General features: G+C 70.4%; 13 protein-coding genes. 9 read left to right on the top strand and 4 right to left on the bottom strand.

Annotated elements, in window-relative coordinates:
• Nucleotides 1-86 precede the first annotated feature (86 nt).
• From ABIC70_RS03850 to ABIC70_RS03830, 5 genes are all read left to right on the top strand, one after another.
• Nucleotides 87-1,703, top strand: a complete 1,617-nt coding sequence (locus ABIC70_RS03850) for an ABC transporter substrate-binding protein (protein WP_043759712.1) — start codon at nucleotides 87-89, stop codon at nucleotides 1,701-1,703.
• 9 nt (nucleotides 1,704-1,712) lie between these two features.
• Entirely contained in the window at nucleotides 1,713-2,693 is a 981-nt protein-coding gene (locus tag ABIC70_RS03845) for an ABC transporter permease (RefSeq protein ID WP_043379385.1), read from the top strand.
• Nucleotides 2,694-3,054: 361 nt separating this feature from the next.
• On the top strand, nucleotides 3,055-4,026 hold the full coding sequence (locus ABIC70_RS03840; RefSeq protein ID WP_354438911.1) for an ABC transporter permease: 972 nt from the start codon (nucleotides 3,055-3,057) through the stop codon (nucleotides 4,024-4,026).
• Between the two features lie 142 nt (nucleotides 4,027-4,168).
• Complete coding sequence (locus tag ABIC70_RS03835) at nucleotides 4,169-5,149, top strand: ABC transporter ATP-binding protein (protein WP_043354012.1); 981 nt, start codon at nucleotides 4,169-4,171, stop codon at nucleotides 5,147-5,149.
• Nucleotides 5,146-6,126 carry an ABC transporter ATP-binding protein gene (locus tag ABIC70_RS03830; RefSeq protein ID WP_354438910.1) on the top strand — a complete coding sequence of 327 codons (981 nt, stop codon included), beginning with the start codon at nucleotides 5,146-5,148 and terminating at the stop codon, nucleotides 6,124-6,126. Before ABIC70_RS03835 ends, ABIC70_RS03830 begins: the two co-directional genes overlap by 4 nt.
• Nucleotides 6,127-6,156: 30 nt before the next feature.
• On the opposite strand, the gene ABIC70_RS03825 is transcribed toward ABIC70_RS03830, so the two are convergent.
• The 3 genes from ABIC70_RS03825 to ABIC70_RS03815 all read right to left on the bottom strand — a co-directional run bounded on the left by ABIC70_RS03825 (nucleotide 6,157) and on the right by ABIC70_RS03815 (nucleotide 9,723).
• Nucleotides 6,157-7,818 (bottom strand): methyl-accepting chemotaxis protein, encoded by a 1,662-nt coding sequence (locus ABIC70_RS03825; RefSeq protein WP_043379378.1) that lies wholly within the window; start codon nucleotides 7,816-7,818, stop codon nucleotides 6,157-6,159.
• Nucleotides 7,819-8,112: 294 nt separating this feature from the next.
• Nucleotides 8,113-8,556 carry an MEKHLA domain-containing protein gene (locus ABIC70_RS03820; protein ID WP_354438908.1) on the bottom strand — a complete coding sequence of 148 codons (444 nt, stop codon included), beginning with the start codon at nucleotides 8,554-8,556 and terminating at the stop codon, nucleotides 8,113-8,115.
• A gap of 6 nt (nucleotides 8,557-8,562) precedes the next feature.
• Nucleotides 8,563-9,723 (bottom strand): SMP-30/gluconolactonase/LRE family protein, encoded by a 1,161-nt coding sequence (locus ABIC70_RS03815; RefSeq protein WP_354438907.1) that lies wholly within the window; start codon nucleotides 9,721-9,723, stop codon nucleotides 8,563-8,565.
• Nucleotides 9,724-9,993: 270 nt separating this feature from the next.
• Between ABIC70_RS03815 and ABIC70_RS03810 the strand changes: the two genes are divergently transcribed.
• Complete coding sequence (locus tag ABIC70_RS03810) at nucleotides 9,994-10,722, top strand: nucleotide-binding protein (RefSeq protein ID WP_354438906.1); 729 nt, start codon at nucleotides 9,994-9,996, stop codon at nucleotides 10,720-10,722.
• A 4-nt stretch (nucleotides 10,723-10,726) separates the two neighbouring features.
• Here the strand turns inward: ABIC70_RS03810 and ABIC70_RS03805 are convergent, their stop codons facing one another.
• The gene (locus ABIC70_RS03805) at nucleotides 10,727-12,112 is read right to left on the bottom strand and encodes a M20/M25/M40 family metallo-hydrolase (RefSeq protein WP_043379370.1); all 1,386 of its coding nucleotides are present in this window, start codon (nucleotides 12,110-12,112) and stop codon (nucleotides 10,727-10,729) included.
• 273 nt (nucleotides 12,113-12,385) lie between these two features.
• On the opposite strand from ABIC70_RS03805, the gene ABIC70_RS03800 reads away from it, so the two are divergent.
• The 3 genes from ABIC70_RS03800 to ABIC70_RS03790 are packed head-to-tail and all read left to right on the top strand — an operon-like array spanning nucleotide 12,386 to nucleotide 16,190.
• Entirely contained in the window at nucleotides 12,386-12,910 is a 525-nt protein-coding gene (locus ABIC70_RS03800; RefSeq protein ID WP_354438904.1) for a (2Fe-2S)-binding protein, read from the top strand.
• Nucleotides 12,907-13,914, top strand: coding sequence for an FAD binding domain-containing protein (locus tag ABIC70_RS03795; RefSeq protein WP_043354027.1), 1,008 nt, complete (start codon nucleotides 12,907-12,909; stop codon nucleotides 13,912-13,914). The genes ABIC70_RS03800 and ABIC70_RS03795 overlap by 4 nt, the downstream gene beginning before the upstream one ends.
• An 8-nt stretch (nucleotides 13,915-13,922) precedes the next feature.
• A complete protein-coding gene (locus ABIC70_RS03790; RefSeq protein WP_043759725.1) occupies nucleotides 13,923-16,190 on the top strand; it encodes a xanthine dehydrogenase family protein molybdopterin-binding subunit in 2,268 nt (755 codons plus the stop codon).
• Nucleotides 16,191-16,351 lie beyond the last annotated feature (161 nt).

The raw sequence follows: 16,351 nt of genomic DNA, 5'->3' as shown, positions 1-16,351 counted from the left end.
TACAGATGGTCCGAAGCTTGCTGACGCCGCGGTGGACACCGCCGGGGCTGCCGGCCGGTGGCGCATTCACGGTTCCGGAGATCCGCTTGTCCCGTTCGACCCTGAAGACCCTCGTCCGCGGCGTGGCCACGGGTGCCGTCGCGACGTTCGCTTTCGCGGCGTTGCCCGCGCAGGCCGCGAACGTCTTCCGTTTCGCCTTCCAGGGTGACCTGAAATCCCTCGACCCGTACTCCCTCAAGGAGAGCTTCACCGAGGGCATGCAGCAGGCGGCCTACGAATCCCTCGTCACCCTCGACAAGAACCTGAAATTCGCCCCCGGCCTCGCCGAATCCTGGGAGACGCCCGAGCCGACCCGCTGGCGCTTCCACCTGCGCAAGAACGTGAAGTTCCACGACGGCACGCCCTTCACCGCCGACGACGTGATCTTCTCCGCCCAGCGGGTCCGCGCCCCGGGCTCGAACTTCACCACCAACGTCCCGTCCGACGCCGAATTCGTGAAGGTCGACGACTTCACCGTCGACATGGTGCTGAAGAAGCCGAACCCCATCGCCATCGCCCAGTTTCCGACCTGGCTGATCATGTCGAAGGCATGGTCCGAGAAGAACGGCGTCGTGCAGCCGACGCCGCCCAACGCCTCCAGCCCGAGCTACGCCACCCTCCACGAGAACGGCACCGGCCCCTTCGTGATCGCCGAGCACCAGCCGGGCGTGAAGACGGTCTTCAAGAAGTTCGACGGCTACTGGGGCAAGGTCGAGTCGAACCTCGACGAGGCGGTGCTGACCACCATCGCCAACCCGGCGACCCGCGTCGCCGCGCTCCTCTCCGGCGAGGTCGACTGGATCGACCCCGTGCCGCTGCAGGACCAGCAGCGGGTGAACGCCAGCGGCACCGCCACCGTGATGGCCGGGCCCGAACTGCGCACGATCTTCCTCGGCATGGACCAGGACCGGGACGAGCTGAAGGATTCGAGCGTCAAGGGCAAGAACCCGTTCAAGGACATCAAGGTCCGCGAGGCCTTCTACCTCGCCATCGACGAGGACACGATCGCCAAGCGGGTCATGCGCGGGCAGGCGGTGCCCTCGGCGCTGATGATCGCCCCAAGCCTCTACGACCGCGGCGCCGAGTTCAAGCGCCCCGCCACCGACCTGAAGAAGGCCAAGGAGCTGATGGCCCAGGCCGGCTATCCGGACGGCTTCTCGCTCACCATGGATTGCCCCAACGACCGCTACGTCAACGACGAGGCGATCTGCCAGGCGGTGGTCTCGATGCTCGCCCGCATCAACGTCAAGGTGAACCTCAACGCGCAGCCGAAGGCCAAGTACTTCGCCAAGGTGCTGGCCCCGAACTACGACACGTCGTTCTACCTGCTCGGCTGGACCCCGTCCTCGCTCGACAGCCACAACATCCTCTACGAGATCGTCGGCTGCCGGAAGCCCGGCGACAAGTCGGGCCGGGGCAGCTGGAACCTCGCGGGCTATTGCGATCCGAAGATCGACGCCATCGCCGACAAGGTCGAGGGCGAGACCGACAAGGCCAAGCGCGACGCCCTGATCAAGGAGGGCTTCGATGTCCTCAACACCGACTGGGGCTACATCCCGCTGCACCAGCAGGCGCTGGCCTGGGGCGTCTCCAAGAAGGTCCACCTGACCCAGCGCGCCGACAACCTGCTCCTGCTCTACTGGGTGTCGAAGGATCCGCAGTAGGATCCGGGCGTGCTCGCCTTCCTGCTGCGCCGGGTGATCCAGGCGGCCGCGGTCCTCGCGGTCGTCGGGCTCATCGCCTTCGCGATGTTCCGGTTCGCGGGCGATCCCGTGAACCAGATCGTCGGCCCCGACACCACCGTGGCCGAGCGGGCGGAGATCCGCAAAAATCTCGGCCTGGACGATCCCGTCCTGGTCCAGTTCGCCCGCTACGCCGGCAGCGTGGCGCGGGGTCAGTTCGGCATCTCCTACCAGTTCCGGCAGCCGGTGGCGCAGCTCCTCGCCGAGCGCATGCCGGCGACGCTGGAGCTCGCCTTCTGCGCGACGGTCTTCGCCCTCGTGGTCGGCGTCCTCATGGGCGTCTACTGCGCCCTGCGCCGCGACTCCTGGCTCGCCGGGCTGTTCCAGGCCGTCTCGCTCATCGGGATCAGCCTGCCGACCTTCCTGATCGGCATCCTGCTGATCTACCTCTTCTCGGTGACGCTCGGCTGGCTGCCCTCCTACGGGCGGGGCGACACGGTCCGGCTCGGCTGGTGGACGACGGGCTTCCTCACCGCATCGGGGCTCAAGGCCCTGATCCTGCCCTCGGTGACGCTCGGCCTGTTCCAGATGACGCTGATCATGCGGCTGGTGCGCGCCGAGATGCTGGAGGTCCTGCGCACCGACTACATCCGCTTCGCCCGGGCGCGGGGGCTCACCACCCGCGCCGTCCACCTGCGGCACGCCCTGAAGAACACCCTCGTGCCGGTGATCACCATCGCGGGGCTGCAGCTCGGCTCGGTCATCGCCTTCTCGATCATCACCGAGACGGTGTTCCAGTGGCCCGGCATGGGCCTGCTGTTCGTGCAGGCCGTGCAGAACGTCGATATCCCGATCATGTCCGCGTACCTGCTGCTCGTGGCGCTGATCTTCGTGACCATCAACCTCGTGGTCGACATCCTCTACACGGTGGTGGATCCGCGCCTGCGGCTCTCGACCGGGCGGGCGGCGTGAGACCGGACATGACGCACCGTTCCGCTTGCCTGCCGCGCGTCATTGAACGGGACGCGACGGTCACGCCCGCTTCGCAGGAGGCCCGGGTCCCCGCTCCCGTGCGGGAGAGGGACAGTGTGAGGGATGAGAACTGTCCGGATGGGGCGCGGCCTGTCGGCGCTTCGAGGGTGCGCTTCACTCTGAGCGGTCTCGACCCTCACCCCGACCCTCTCCCGCACGGGAGAGGGGGCAGGTCGCGCCTGCCAGGCCCGTCGGCGCAAGACGGTCGCGTTCTGGGTTGCCGTTATCGCTTCGCTCCGCTCGCAAAGACGACGGCAGCCGCCCCGAAGCTTTCCACCGGACACGGCGTGAAGGGCGACCGATGAGCGGATACGACCTCGACGCGGGCGATGCCCCGCCGGTCCCCCTGCCGGAGGCGGCGCCCTCCCGCCTCGCGCGCTGGCAGGATTCCGACCTGCTGGCGAGCTTCCTGCGCTCGAAGACCGCCATGGCGGCGCTGGTCGCCACGGTGCTGATGGTCGGGCTCGCCTTCGCGGCGCCCCTGATCGCCCCGCAGAACCCCTACGACCCGGCCCAGCTCGACCTGATCAACTCCAACCTGCCGCCGATCTGGCAGGCGGACGGTCAGGCGCCCTACTATCTCGGCACCGACGACCAGGGCCGGGACGTGCTCTCGGCGGTGCTCTACGGCCTGCGCCTGTCGCTGATCGTCGGCGGGCTCGGGGTGCTGACCTCCGGCGTCATCGGCATCGCGCTGGGTCTGATCGCCGGCTACGCGGGCGGCGTCCTCGACACGCTGATCATGCGGATCGCCGACGTGCAGCTCACCTTCCCGGCGATCCTGATCGCCCTGGTAGTGGACGGCGTCGCCAAGGCAACCTTCGGCAGCGCCCTCGACGTCGGGCCACTGATCGGGCTGATCGTGGTGTCGATCGGCCTGTCCTTCTGGGTGCAGTACGCCCGGACCGTGCGGTCCTCCGTGATGGTCGAGAAGGGCAAGGACTACGTCCAGGCGGCGCGGCTGATCGGCCTGTCCTCCCCGGTGATCCTGGTCCGCCACGTGCTGCCGAACGTCACCGGCCCGGTCTTCGTCATCGCGACGATCAACTTGGCGCTCGCGATCATCACCGAGGCGACCCTGTCGTTCCTCGGCACCGGCCTGCCCGAGACCATGCCGTCGCTCGGCACGCTGATCCGCACCGGCAACCGCTTCCTGTTCTCCGGCGAGTGGTGGATCGTCGCCTTCCCGGGGCTGGCGCTGGCCGGGCTGGTCATCGCCATCAACCTCCTGGGGGATTGGCTGCGCGACGCGCTCAATCCGAAGCTGCAATGATGGGACATCGTCAGCGCGAGCGCAGCGAAGCGACCCAGGGCAGCGCGACCTTGGTAAACGTGGCGCCGCTGGATTGCTTCGCTCCGCTCGCAAGGACGGGGGCGCCCATCCGACGCCCGGTTGCCACCGGAGCCGCCACGCCATGACCGACACGATCCTCTCCGTGCGCGATCTCACGGTCGCCTTCGACACCCGCCGCGGGCCGCTCACCGCCATCGACAGGGTCTCCTTCGAGATCGGCCGCGGCGAGATCCTGGGCGTCGTCGGCGAATCCGGGGCCGGCAAGTCGGTGACCGGCTCGGCGGTGATCGGGCTGATCGACCGCCCCGGACGCATCGCCGGCGGCGAGATCCGCCTGCGCGGCGAGCGCATCGACAATCTCTCGCCCGAGGCCATGCGGCGGGTGCGGGGCAAGCGCATCGGCATGATCTTCCAGGATCCGCTGACCTCGCTCGACCCGCTGTTCCGGGTGGGCGACCAGATCGTCGAGACCCTGCGCACCCACACCGACCTGTCGGGGAAAGCCGCCCGCACCCGCGCCATCGACCTGCTCGCCGAGGTCGGCATCCCGGCCCCCGAGCGGCGGATCGACGGCTACCCGCACGAGTTCTCCGGGGGCATGCGCCAGCGGGTGGTGATCGCCCTCGCGCTGGCCGCCGAGCCGGAGCTGATCATCGCCGACGAGCCGACCACGGCGCTCGACGTCTCGGTCCAGGCCCAGATCATCACCCTGCTCAAGCGCCTCTGCCGGGAGCACGGCACCGCGGTGATGCTGGTGACCCACGACATGGGCGTGATCGCCGAGGCCGCCGACCGGGTGGCGGTGATGTATGCCGGGCGCGTCGCCGAGATCGGCCCGGTCGCCTCGGTGATCGCGAAGCCCCACCATCCCTACGCGGTGGGGCTGATGGGGGCGATCCCGACCCTGTCGCAGGAGGCCACGCGGCTGAGCCAGATCCCCGGCTCGATGCCGCGCCTCACCGCCATCCCCAAGGGCTGCGCCTTCAACCCGCGCTGCCCGAAGGTCTTTTCGCGCTGCCGGGTCGAGCGGCCGGAGCCGCAGGCCGTGGAGGCGAGCCGGGTGGCCTGTCACCTGTACGATGCAGCGGAGCGCGCAGCGTGAGCGCCTACGTCGAAGTCACCGATCTGCGCCGCCGGTTCGACGTCTCGAGGCCCTGGCTCAACCGGGTGCTCGAGGGCGAGCCCCGGAAATTCCTCACGGCGGTGGACCGGGTCGGGTTCACGATCGAGAAAGGCGAGACCTTCGCGATCGTGGGCGAATCCGGCTCCGGCAAGTCGACGGTGGCGCGGATGGTGGTCGGCCTGCTGCCGCCCTCGGCCGGGGAGGTGACGATCACCGGCGTCTCGATGACCGACCCGCGCCAGGCCGCAGCCCGGCGGCGCCTGCGGGCGCGCATCCAGATGATCTTCCAGGACCCCTACGCGTCCATGAACCCGCGCTGGCGGGTGGGCCGGATCATCGCGGAGCCGATCCGGGCCTTCGGCCTGATCCAGGGGGAGGGGGCGATCCGCGCCCGGGTCAGCGAGCTGCTCGGCCTGGTCGGGCTCCACCCGGACGATGCGAAAAAATACCCGCACGAATTCTCCGGCGGCCAGCGCCAGCGGGTGGCGATCGCCCGGGCGCTGGCGAGCCAGGCGGAGTTCCTCGTGGGCGACGAGCCGACCTCGGCGCTCGACGTCTCGGTGCAGGCGCAGATCCTCAACCTGATGCGCGACCTGCAGGACCGGCTCGGCCTCACCTACCTGTTCATCTCTCACAACCTGGCCGTGGTCCGCCACATGGCGACCCGGGTGGGGGTGATGTATCTCGGCCGCCTCGTGGAGGTCGCCGCCGCCCGGGACCTGTTCGCCGCGCCCCGGCATCCCTACACGCGGATGCTCCTCGACGCGGTGCCCGACCTCGCCCATGTCGGCCGCGCCCGGGTGCCGGTCTCCGGCGAGATCCCGAACCCGATCGATCCGCCGCCCGGCTGCACCTTCAACCCGCGCTGTCCGCTGGCGAACGACCGCTGCCGGACCGAGGTGCCGGCGCTGCTGGACGGCGTCGCCTGCCACGCCGTCCAGGAGGGGCGGGCCTGAGGAGGCCCGCCCGGTCGGCCCGAGGGGCCGTCAGGCCGCCCGGACCGTGGCGAGGAAGCCCGACACTTCGGCCCCGAGCTGCTCGGATTGCCGTGACAGCTCCGAGGCGGCGGTGAGCACCTGTGCGGAGGCGGCGCCGGTCTCGCTCGCGGCCTGCGTGACGCTGCCGATGCTGACGGTGACCGACTGGGTGCCCTGAGCCGCCTGCGTGACGTTGCGGACGATCTCCTGGGTCGCCGCGCCCTGCTCCTCCATGGCGGCGGCGACGCCGACGGCGATCTCGCGGAGTTCAGTGATCGTCGCGCCGATCGACTGGATGGCCGCGACGGCCTCGCGGGTCTCGCCCTGGATGGCGTTGATCTGCGCGGCGATGGTGTCCGTCGCCCGCGCCGTCTGCGAGGCCAGCTCCTTGACCTCGCCTGCGACGACGGCGAAGCCGCGCCCCGCCTCGCCCGCACGGGCGGCCTCGATCGTGGCGTTGAGCGCCAGCAGGTTCGTCTGAGCGGCGATCCCGGAGATCAGGCCGACCACCGCCCCGATCTTCTCGGCGCCCTCGGCCAGCCCGCGTACGATCGTGGTGGACTGCGCGGCATCCGCGGCGGCCCGCTCGGCCATGATCGTGGAGCGGGCGACCTGCTGGGCGATCTCGCCGATGGAGGCCGCCATCTCCTCGCTCGCCGCCGCCACGGTCTGGACGTTGGAGGAGGTCTGCTCGGCGGCCGAGGCGACGCTCATGGATTGACCCGCCGTCTGATCGGCCGTGCGGCTCATCGACTGGGCGGTCGCCTCCATCTCGGTGGCGGCCGAGGCCAGGCCGTGCGTGAGCTGCGTGACCTGGCTCTGGAACGCCCGCGTCGCATCGTCCAGCACCTGGGCCCGCCGCATCTTGGCGGCGTTCTCGATCGCTGCAGCCGCGTCGGCGTCCCGCTTGGCGATCATCGCCTCCTTGAACACCTGGACGGCCTGGGCCATCCCGCCGATCTCGTCCGCCCGTTCCGCGCCCGTGACCGGCGCCTCGAGCTCGCCGGCGGCCAGGCGGGTCATCGTCGCCGTCATGCCGCCGAGCGGACGGATCACCTGCACGACGATCGTGTAGATGCCGTAGGCGATGCTGAGCGCCGCGAGGACGAGGGCGGCCAGCAGGGCGAGGCGCGACCAGCCCGCGGTGGTCTCGGAGCGCTCGAACTCCGCCTCCGCTTCACGGACCTGCAAGGCCGTGAGCTTGCCGAGGGTCGCGTTGGCGGTCCGCAGGCTCGTCAGCAGGTCCGCATGCGTGGACTCGAAATCCGAAGCGCGACCCGCGGCGATGCGCTTGAGGATCTCGGCCGCGATGGCATCGTTCCGGTCGAGCGACCCCTGCAGCTCGGTGGCCAGGGCCTTCTCCTCCGGGGTCAGGTAGGTCGCCAGATAGGCCGACCACTGCGTGTGCAGGTTGGAGAGATCGCGCTCGATCTGGTCCTTCGCCTGGGCCGGGTCGATCTGCCGGCCGCGCAGCCTGCGCGAGACGTCGATCAGGTCGTCATAGGCATCGCGGATGATGCTGAATTGCCGGAGGCAGACGACGCGGTCGTCGAAGACGGTCTTGAAGCTCTGGTGATTCCAGTGAAGGGCGAGATTGCCCATGGCGGCACATGCGAGCAGGAGCAGGCCCATGACGGCCAGGAGTGCGAGCAGTCTGAGTTTGATGGTCATCGTGGGCGGGTGGCCTTCCAGACGGTGGCATCCGAGACCGGCGGCGGCGCAGACACGCGCGCGGTGATTTCGGAGTTTGCACCTTGGTGAGGCACGATGATTAAAGTTTAGTCGATAAATGCAGTCGAGTTTCGAGCCAAGACAAGATTTCAAACGAACGTGATCGCGACTGCAAAGCGCGTGACTGATTTCTATCTAGAACTGATATTTTCAAGAAACTTCTATCGGAAGGTGTAAGTCCCGGCCTGCGACGGGACTGGCCCGGCGACGGAGCCGGCAGGATCGGCCGCTTCCTCAGGCGTCGCGCCATGCCGAGAAGGTCGCGGCCTGTCCCACATTCGTGCCGTCGCGGTCGAGCTGCCAGACCACCGCCTGGTCGATCCAGAACCGCCGGCCGTCCTTGGCGATCCGCAGGCCGCGATAGCCGCGGCTGAAGCCGTCCCGGGTGACCGCGTCGAGGAGGCTCTGCCGCGCGGCCCGTTCGGGCGCCTCGGCCGAGAGCCGCGAGGGCAGGCCGATCAGTTCGTCCCAGGCGTAGCCGAAGCAGGCCTGGGCGGCCCGGTTGCCGTAGACGAAGCGCGGATCCGCGGCGCCATCGTGGGCGAGGACCGCGAAGGGGGCCGCCGCGTAGAGCCAGGCCGCATCGGCACCGGCCGGCACCAGGGACTCGCCGAGCCGCCGCGCATAGCTGCCGGTGAGCAGGGCGAAGAAGTCCGGGTCGTGCGAGAGGTCCGTCATGATCCGCTACAGGACAGGGTCCGCGTCGATGCGCATGCGCAGGATCGCGTAGGGCGGCTGCTGAAGGTCCCGGCCGCGGTTGAATTCCGGCCGCCGGTTGACCTGGGCCGCCGAGATATAGAGCCATCGGTCCGGGGTGATCCAGAAGGTGTCGGCCCAGATCAGCCGGTCGTCGGCGGCCAGCACCTCCACGGTGCCGTCCGGCAGGCGCCGGCCGACCGCGTTGTGCTCCTGCAGGCTGAGATAGACCCGGTCCTCGGAATCGGTGGTCAGCCCGCCGGTCATGCCCTTCTCGCCGAGATCCTTGACCGTGGCGGCCACGGCCGCGTCCGAGACGTTCGGGTCGCGCAGGGCCGCGGTCTCGACCGCGTAGAGCCGCCGGCTCATCAGCGGCGCGTAGTACAGGCGGCGTCCGTCCGGGCTGATCGCGATGCCGTTGGCGCCGCCCTTCGGGCTCTTCTCCGGCGCGTCGCCCTTCCGCTCCATCACCGGCCGCCGCTCCACGAACTTGACCAAGCCCTCCTCGGAGCGCGTGCTGTGATGGTCCGCGAGGCGCCGCACCACCCGCCCGCTGTCGAGATCGACCGCGAGGATCGCCCCCGCGCCGGCCTGCCCCTGATCGGTGACGTAGGCCAGCGCCCGCCCGTCGCGCACGTCGACCCGCAGGTCGTTCAGCGAGGAATCCGGCACCACGCCCGCGTCGAGGGGAATCGTCCGGCGGATGCTGTTCCGGCCGATATCGATCGCCAGGATCTTCGCGCCGCCCGGCACCGGCCGTCCCTTGCCGGTCGGCAGGCCGGCATCGAGCACCCAGAGGGTGTCGTCACGGTCGAAGACGCCGTTCGGCACGTGGAACAGGGTGGCCTGCGGCGCCTGCGGATCCGGGCGGTTGGCCGCCGCGTCGGGGTAGGGCTTCACCGATCCGTCGGGCAGCACCTCGCCGAGGGTGATCGGCTCCGCACCGGTGAAGCGCGGCATCATCACGAAGATCCGTCCGCCCCGGGCGATGGCGAGTCCCGTGGGGGTCGAGGGCGCATCCGCCGCGATGGCGAGGTCCAGAATCCCCGCAGGCCGGCTCGTCGGGGGCGGCGGCGTCCCGGCGCGGGCCGCGGGGGCGGCGAGGGCCAGGAGCCCCGTTCCGATCAGGCGGCGGCGGTCGAGGCGCATGCGGATCCCGGCGTGGCGGTCATCGGAGTCCCGGCGGGGGCGCGGCGCGCGACCGACGGGATGCCGGCCCAACGCATGGGCCGTCCGGGCGATCCCGCGCGCCGGAATCCGCGCCCCGCCGATCGGGAGCCGGTGACGGGCGGTCCACAGGCGCCGCCGCGCGACGCTGGCCCCAGCCAGCGGCGTCACGGTAAGCACGATCGTGCCGGACCTCGATTCGGCGCCGCACGGGCCGAGGCCCGGGCCTGAGATTGGAGAGGTGGGACACGCATGGATCCCGAAGGATCCGAACCGGCGCCGGACACCGCGCCCCGGCCCGGCGCCGGCTCGCTGCGGGTCCTCGCCCTGGCGGTGCAGAAGGGCGGGACGGGCAAGACAACCCTCGCGGCCTCCCTGGCCGTCGCCGCCGCGGAGGCAGGCGAGCAGGTGACCGCCCTCGATCTCGACCCGCAGGGATCCCTGGCCGGCTGGGGGGCCCTGCGCAAGAGCGACCGCGGGAGCGACAGCGAGAGCGACGCCGTCGCGGTCGACCGGATCCAGCCCTGGGAGATGGGCCAGCTGTCGGAGATTCTCGGCATCCTCGCCGAGCAGGGCACGACGCTCGCCGTCCTCGATACCGCCGGCAGCGCGTCCGGCCTCGCGCCGGCCCTGAAGGATGCCGACTTCGTCCTGATGCCGGTCCGCCCCTCGCGGCTCGACATCGTGGCCGCCCGGCCGACCCTCCAGGCGCTCGTCGGGCTCGGGCTGCGGGAGCGGCTGGCCCTGGTACTGAACCAGTGCCCGCCGCCGCCCTCGCCGCGCACCAGCGCCTACGCGGCGCAGCTGCGCGCCCTGGGCGTCCTGGCCGAGCCCGGCATCATCCACCGGGTCGACCACCAGGACGCCCTGGCGACCGGGCTCGGCGTCACGGAATACGCCCCCGTCAGCCCGGCCGCCGACGAGGTCCGGGCCCTCTGGACCTGGATCGACGGGAAGATGCGGTCGGCCTCCGCCCGCTGACGGCTCAGCCCTGGCCGAGGGCCGCGAGGATCCGCGCCCAGGAGCGCGTGCCCTTGTGGAAGCTCGTCAGGTCGTACTTCTCGTTCGGCGAGTGGATCCGGTCGTCGTCGAGGCCGAAGCCGATCAGCAGGGTGTCGCGCCCGAGGATCCGCTTGAAGTCGCCGACGATCGGGATCGAGCCGCCGGCCCCGACGGTGACCGCCGGCACGCCCCACTCGTCCTGCAGCGCGGCCTTGGCGGCCCCGAGCTGCGGCATGTCGAAGGGCAGGCTGATCGCCCGCGAGCCCTTGTAGGTGATGACCTCGACCCGGCAATCTGCCGGCACGCGTTCCCGCACGAACGCCTCGAAGCTCTCGGCGAGCCGCTTCGGATCCTGGTCGTCCACGAGGCGGAACGAGACCTTGGCGGAGGCGGTCGAGGCGATCACCGTCTTGGTGCCCTCGCCGGTATAGCCGCCGATGATGCCGTTGGCGTCGCAGGAGGGGCGCGACTGCACCAGCTCGATCGGCATGCGCCCGCGCTCGCCCGCGGGCTCCTTGAGGCCGATCGGCCCGAGCAGGGTCTCCGGCGTCAGGCCGAGGCCGCGCCACTGCTCCAGCACCTCGGGCGGGCGCTCGTGCACCCCCTCGTAGAAGCCCGGGATCGTCACGCGACCGTCCGCGTCGTGCAGGTCGGCGATGATCTTCGACAGGACGTGGATCGGGTTGCGGGCGGCGCCGCCGAAGAAGCCCGAATGCAGGTCCCGGTCGGCGCAGGTCACCTTCACCTCGAAATAGGCGAGGCCGCGCAGGGACGAGGTGATGGCCGGGGTCTTCCGGTCCCACATGCCGGTGTCGCAGACGAGGACCACGTCGCAGCCGAGCCGGTCGCGGTTGGCGGCGACCCATTCGGGGAGCCCCTGCGAGCCGCTCTCCTCGGCGCCCTCGATCAGGATCGTGACGCCGCAGGGCAACTCGCCGTGCATGGCGATGTAGGCCCGGCACGCCTCCACGAAGGTCATCACCTGCCCCTTGTCGTCGGAGGCGCCGCGCCCGACGATTTTCTTGCCGCCCTGCCCGTCATCGGCGAGGTGCGGCTCGAAGGGCGGCGTCGTCCACAGGTCGAGGGGGTCGACGGGCTGCACGTCGTAATGGCCGTAGAACAGGACGTGCGGCGCTCCGGGCTTCGGCTTGTGGGCGAGCACGACCGGATGGAGCGAGGTCTCCTCGACGGAGGTCTCGAAGCCCAGCGCGGTCAGGTCCTTGGCGAGCCAGGCGGCAGCCTCGCGGCACTGGCCGGCATAGGCGGGATCGGTGGAGATCGACGGGATCCGCAGGAAGGCGAACAGCCGCTCCAGGGCGTTCTCCAGATCCGTGTCGATGTCGTTGAGGATCGCGTCGAGCGCGGCCATCGGGGGCTCCGGGGTGCGGCGGGGACTCTGCGGGACGAGGGTTAGCCGAGGCGGGGCGGGGGCGGCAACGTCGGAGGACGGGTTGATTGGCCCCGGAGCCGCTTCGCGGACCCGCCAGCGATCATGGGGTGAGACAGCGCGCACCGGAACAGGCGCAGATTGGAATGGTTATCGATCGAGCCCTCAGGCCGGTGCCCGCGCGTCTCTGCCGGTTGCCGCTTCGGCCGATCCGTTCCAGCCCGGCCCCGGCCGGCCCAGACCGTGGACGACATCATGCGACTCGAGACCCAGCCGCCGGTGTCGGCGGATACGCCCATCGGCATCACGCTGACGATCAACGGGCAGCGACGCGAACTCCGCATCGCGCCCTGGACCACGCTCCTCGACCTGCTGCGCGAGCGGCTCGACCTCACCGGCACCAAGAAGGGCTGCGACCACGGCCAGTGCGGCGCCTGCACGGTGCTGGTGAACGGCACCCGGGTGAATTCCTGCCTGACCCTCGCGGTGATGAAGGACGGGGCCGAGATCACCACGGTCGAAGGGCTCGCCGCCCTCGGCGACCGGGCGGGCAGCAACGCCCTCCACCCGATCCAGGAGGCGTTCATCGAGCACGACGCCTTCCAGTGCGGCTACTGCACGCCCGGCCAGCTCTGCTCGTCGGTGGGCCTGATGAACGAGGGCCACGCCCACACCCGGGACGAGATCCGCGAGGCGATGAGCGGCAACCTCTGCCGCTGCGGCGCCTACACCAACATCGTCGACGCCATCGAGGACGTCATGCAGGGAGACGCCCGATGAACCGCTTCGATTACGTCCGCGCCGGCACGGTGGCGGAGGCGGTGCAGGCCTTCGGGGCCGGGGCCCGCTTCATCGCCGGCGGCACCAACCTGATCGACCTGATGAAGTACGAGGTCGAGAAGCCGGGCCGGCTGATCGACATCACCCACCTGCCCCTCGACCGGATCGAGGCGCACGGGGACGGGCTCCGGATCGGGGCGCTCGTGACCAACGCCAAGGTGGCGTACGACGACAGAGTGACGGCGCGCTATCCGCTCCTGCGCAACGCCATCCTGGCCGGCGCCTCGGCGCAGCTGCGCAACGCCGCCTCCACGGGCGGCAACCTGCTGCAGCGGACCCGCTGCTACTATTTCTACGACGTGGCCACGCCCTGCAACAAGCGCGCGCCCGGCTCCGGCTGCCCGGCGATCGGCGGGATGAACCGCATCCACGCGATCTTCGGCACGAGCGACAAGTGCATCGCCACGCACCCCTCCGACATGTGCATCGCGCTGGCCGCCCTGGAGGCCACCGTGCAGGTGAACGGGCCGCAGGGCGAGCGGTCGATCCCGTTCTCCGAATTCCACCGCCTGCCGGGGGAGTCCCCCGAGACGGACACGAACCTCGCCCCCGGCGAGATCGTCGTGTCGGTGGACCTGCCGGAGAGCCGCTTCCCGCAGCACTTCACCTACCTGAAGCTGCGCGACCGGTTGTCCTACGCCTTCGCGCTGGTCTCGGTGGCGGCGGGGCTCGAACTCGACGGCGACCGGATCAAGACCGCGCGCCTCGCGCTCGGCGGCGTCGCCCACAAGCCCTGGCGCAACCGCGAGGCCGAGGCCCTGCTCGAGGGCAAGCCCGCCACCCGCGCCAGCTTCCAGGACGCGGCCGACCTGATCGTCGCGGAAGCCAAGCCGCAATCGGAGAACGGCTTCAAGATCGATCTCGCCCGGCGGGCCATCGTGCGCGGCCTCGAACAGGCCGCCGCCGGCACGCCCCAGTCGCTCAGCGACAAGCGCATCCAGTAGGCCCCGCCATGACCCAGACCTCGAACCCCCAGACCTTCAGCTCCACCGGCCGCGACACCTTCGTCGGCAGCCCGCGCAGCCGCATCGACGGGCCCGCCAAGGTCACCGGCCTCGCCAAGTACGCGGGCGAGTTCGCCGCGCCCGGCCTCGCCTACGGCTATGTGGTGTCCAGCTCCATCGCCAAAGGCCGGATCACCGCCATCGAGTCCGCCGAGGCCGAGGCGGTCCCGGGCGTCCTCAAGGTCATTACCCACGCGAACCGGCCGCGCACCGCGTGGCGGGACAAGAACTTCCAGGACGCGGTGGCGCCCCCCGGCTCGCCCTTCCGCGCCCTCTACGACGACCTGATCGTGTTCAGCGGCCAGCCGGTCGCCCTGGTGGTGGCGGAAGATTTCGAGACCGCGCGCTACGCCGCGTCCCTCGTCCGCGTCAGCTACGCGATGCAGGAGCCCGTCACCGACCTCAAGGCCGTGCGCGGCGACGCCTACGATCCGCCCACCAAGCGCGAGGGCATCAAGCCGCCGCCGGCTCCGTGGGGCGACGCCGACCAGGCGTTCGGCAGCGCGCCGATCCGCGTGCAGGGCGGCTACAGCATGGCCAACGAGCACCACAACCCGATGGAGCCGCACGCCACCACGGTGGTGGTGGAGCAGGACGGGACCTACACGGTCTACGACAAGATCCAGGGCGTCTCGAACAGCCACCAGTACCTCGTCAACGTGTTCGGCCTGAAGCCCGATCAGGTCCGGGTGCTCAACCCCTATCTCGGCGGCGGCTTCGGCTCCGGGCTGCGCCCGCAATACCAGGCGTTCCTGGCGATGCTGGCCGCCCAGGAGCTGAAGCGCTCGGTCCGGGTCACCCTGACCCGCGACCAGATGTGGTCCTTCACCTACCGGGGCGAGGCGCTCCAGACCGTCGCGCTCGGCGCCGAGCCGGACGGCACGCTGACGACGCTGCGGCACGACGCCGTCCAGGGCACCTCCACCTTCGAGGATTACCAGGAGGTGATCGTCAACTGGTCGGGGGTTCTCTACCGCTGCGAGAACGTGGCCCTGACCTACCGCATCGCCAAGCTCGACACCGCCACCCCGGGCGACATGCGCGCCCCCGGTGCCGTGACCGGGGTCTTCGCCATCGAGACCGCCATGGACGAGCTCGCCTACGCGACCGGCCAGGACCCGATCGCCCTGCGGCTCAAGAACTACGCCGAATCCGACGCCACCGCCCAGGGCAAGCCCTTCGGCTCGAAGGAGCTGAAGAGCTGCTTCCGGCAGGGCGCCGAGCGCTTCGGCTGGGCGAAGCGCAATCCCGAGCCCCGCTCCATGCGCGAGGGGCGGGAGCTCGTCGGCTGGGGCGTGGCCACCGGCATCTGGGAATCGATGATGATGCAGTCGAGCGCCATCGCGACCCTGACGCCTGACGGCCGCCTGACGGTGGGCAATTCCACCGGCGATATCGGCACCGGCACCTACACGATTCTGACGCAGATCGCCGCCGACACCCTCGGCCTGCCGATGGACGCGGTGACGACCAAGCTCGGCGACACCCGCCTGCCGGAGGCGCCGGTCGCCGGCGGCTCCTGGACGGCGGCCTCCTCGGGCACCGCCGTGATGAAGGCCTGCCGCAACGTCGGCGAACAGGTGTTCAAGCTCGCCCGCGGGCTCGAGAACTCGCCGCTCGCCAATGTCGACTTCGACCGGGCCGTCTTCGCGGACGGCCGGATCTCGGTTGCCGGCGATCCGGGCCGCAGCGTCTCCCTGGTCGAGGTGATGCAGGCGGCCGGCATCGACAAGGTCGAGGCGGTCGAACAGGCAGGGCCCGACAAGGACTTCAATCAGAAATACGAGGCCTACACCCATTCGGCGATCTTCGTGGAGGTGAAGGTCGACGAGGAGCTGGGTCAGGTCCGGGTGACCCGCGTCGTCTCGGCGATCGCGGCCGGCAAGGTGCTGAACCCGAAGACCGCGCGCAGCCAGATTCTCGGCGGCGTCGTCATGGGGATCGGCTCGGCCCTGGAGGAGGAGTCGATGCTCGACCACCGGATCGGCCGGTTCATGAACCACAATCTCGGCGAGTATCATGTGCCGGTGAACGCCGACATCTACGACATCGACGTGATCTTCGTGGAGGAGGAGGACAAGGCGAACCCGCTCGGCGTGAAGGGGCTCGGCGAGATCGGGATCGTCGGCACCGCGGCGGCGATCACCAACGCGGTGTTCCACGCCACCGGCAAGCGGGTGCGCGACCTGCCGATCACGATCGACAAGCTGCTCTGAAGCCGAGATCCGAGCGCCGCCGCGCCCCGGGCGCGGCGGTCACATCAACGTCCACGGGCGCATCCGCATCGCGAGCGCCGTGATGCGATCTGGGGGTGCGCGCTCGGTCGGCGTGGCACTCCGCCTGTCGCTCCGCGCGCGAAGACGCCGAGCGCCCGGAA

This window comes from Methylobacterium sp. 1973 (assembly GCF_040545035.1).
GTDB lineage: Bacteria > Pseudomonadota > Alphaproteobacteria > Rhizobiales > Beijerinckiaceae > Methylobacterium > Methylobacterium fujisawaense.
This window is presented reverse-complemented; position numbering and strand designations above follow the sequence as displayed.

Bases quoted from the DNA above. Each gene is read 5' to 3' on its own strand.
- ABIC70_RS03810 (WP_354438906.1), top strand. From the start codon at position 9,994: ATGGATCCCGAAGGATCCGAACCGGCGCCGGACACCGCGCCCCGGCCC.
- ABIC70_RS03800 (WP_354438904.1), top strand. From the start codon at position 12,386: ATGCGACTCGAGACCCAGCCGCCGGTGTCGGCGGATACGCCCATCGGC.
- ABIC70_RS03820 (WP_354438908.1), bottom strand. From the start codon at position 8,556: ATGACGGACCTCTCGCACGACCCGGACTTCTTCGCCCTGCTCACCGGC.
- ABIC70_RS03815 (WP_354438907.1), bottom strand. From the start codon at position 9,723: ATGCGCCTCGACCGCCGCCGCCTGATCGGAACGGGGCTCCTGGCCCTC.
- ABIC70_RS03825 (WP_043379378.1), bottom strand. From the start codon at position 7,818: ATGACCATCAAACTCAGACTGCTCGCACTCCTGGCCGTCATGGGCCTG.
- ABIC70_RS03805 (WP_043379370.1), bottom strand. From the start codon at position 12,112: ATGGCCGCGCTCGACGCGATCCTCAACGACATCGACACGGATCTGGAG.
- ABIC70_RS03835 (WP_043354012.1), top strand. From the start codon at position 4,169: ATGACCGACACGATCCTCTCCGTGCGCGATCTCACGGTCGCCTTCGAC.
- ABIC70_RS03795 (WP_043354027.1), top strand. From the start codon at position 12,907: ATGAACCGCTTCGATTACGTCCGCGCCGGCACGGTGGCGGAGGCGGTG.
- ABIC70_RS03840 (WP_354438911.1), top strand. From the start codon at position 3,055: ATGAGCGGATACGACCTCGACGCGGGCGATGCCCCGCCGGTCCCCCTG.
- ABIC70_RS03790 (WP_043759725.1), top strand. From the start codon at position 13,923: ATGACCCAGACCTCGAACCCCCAGACCTTCAGCTCCACCGGCCGCGAC.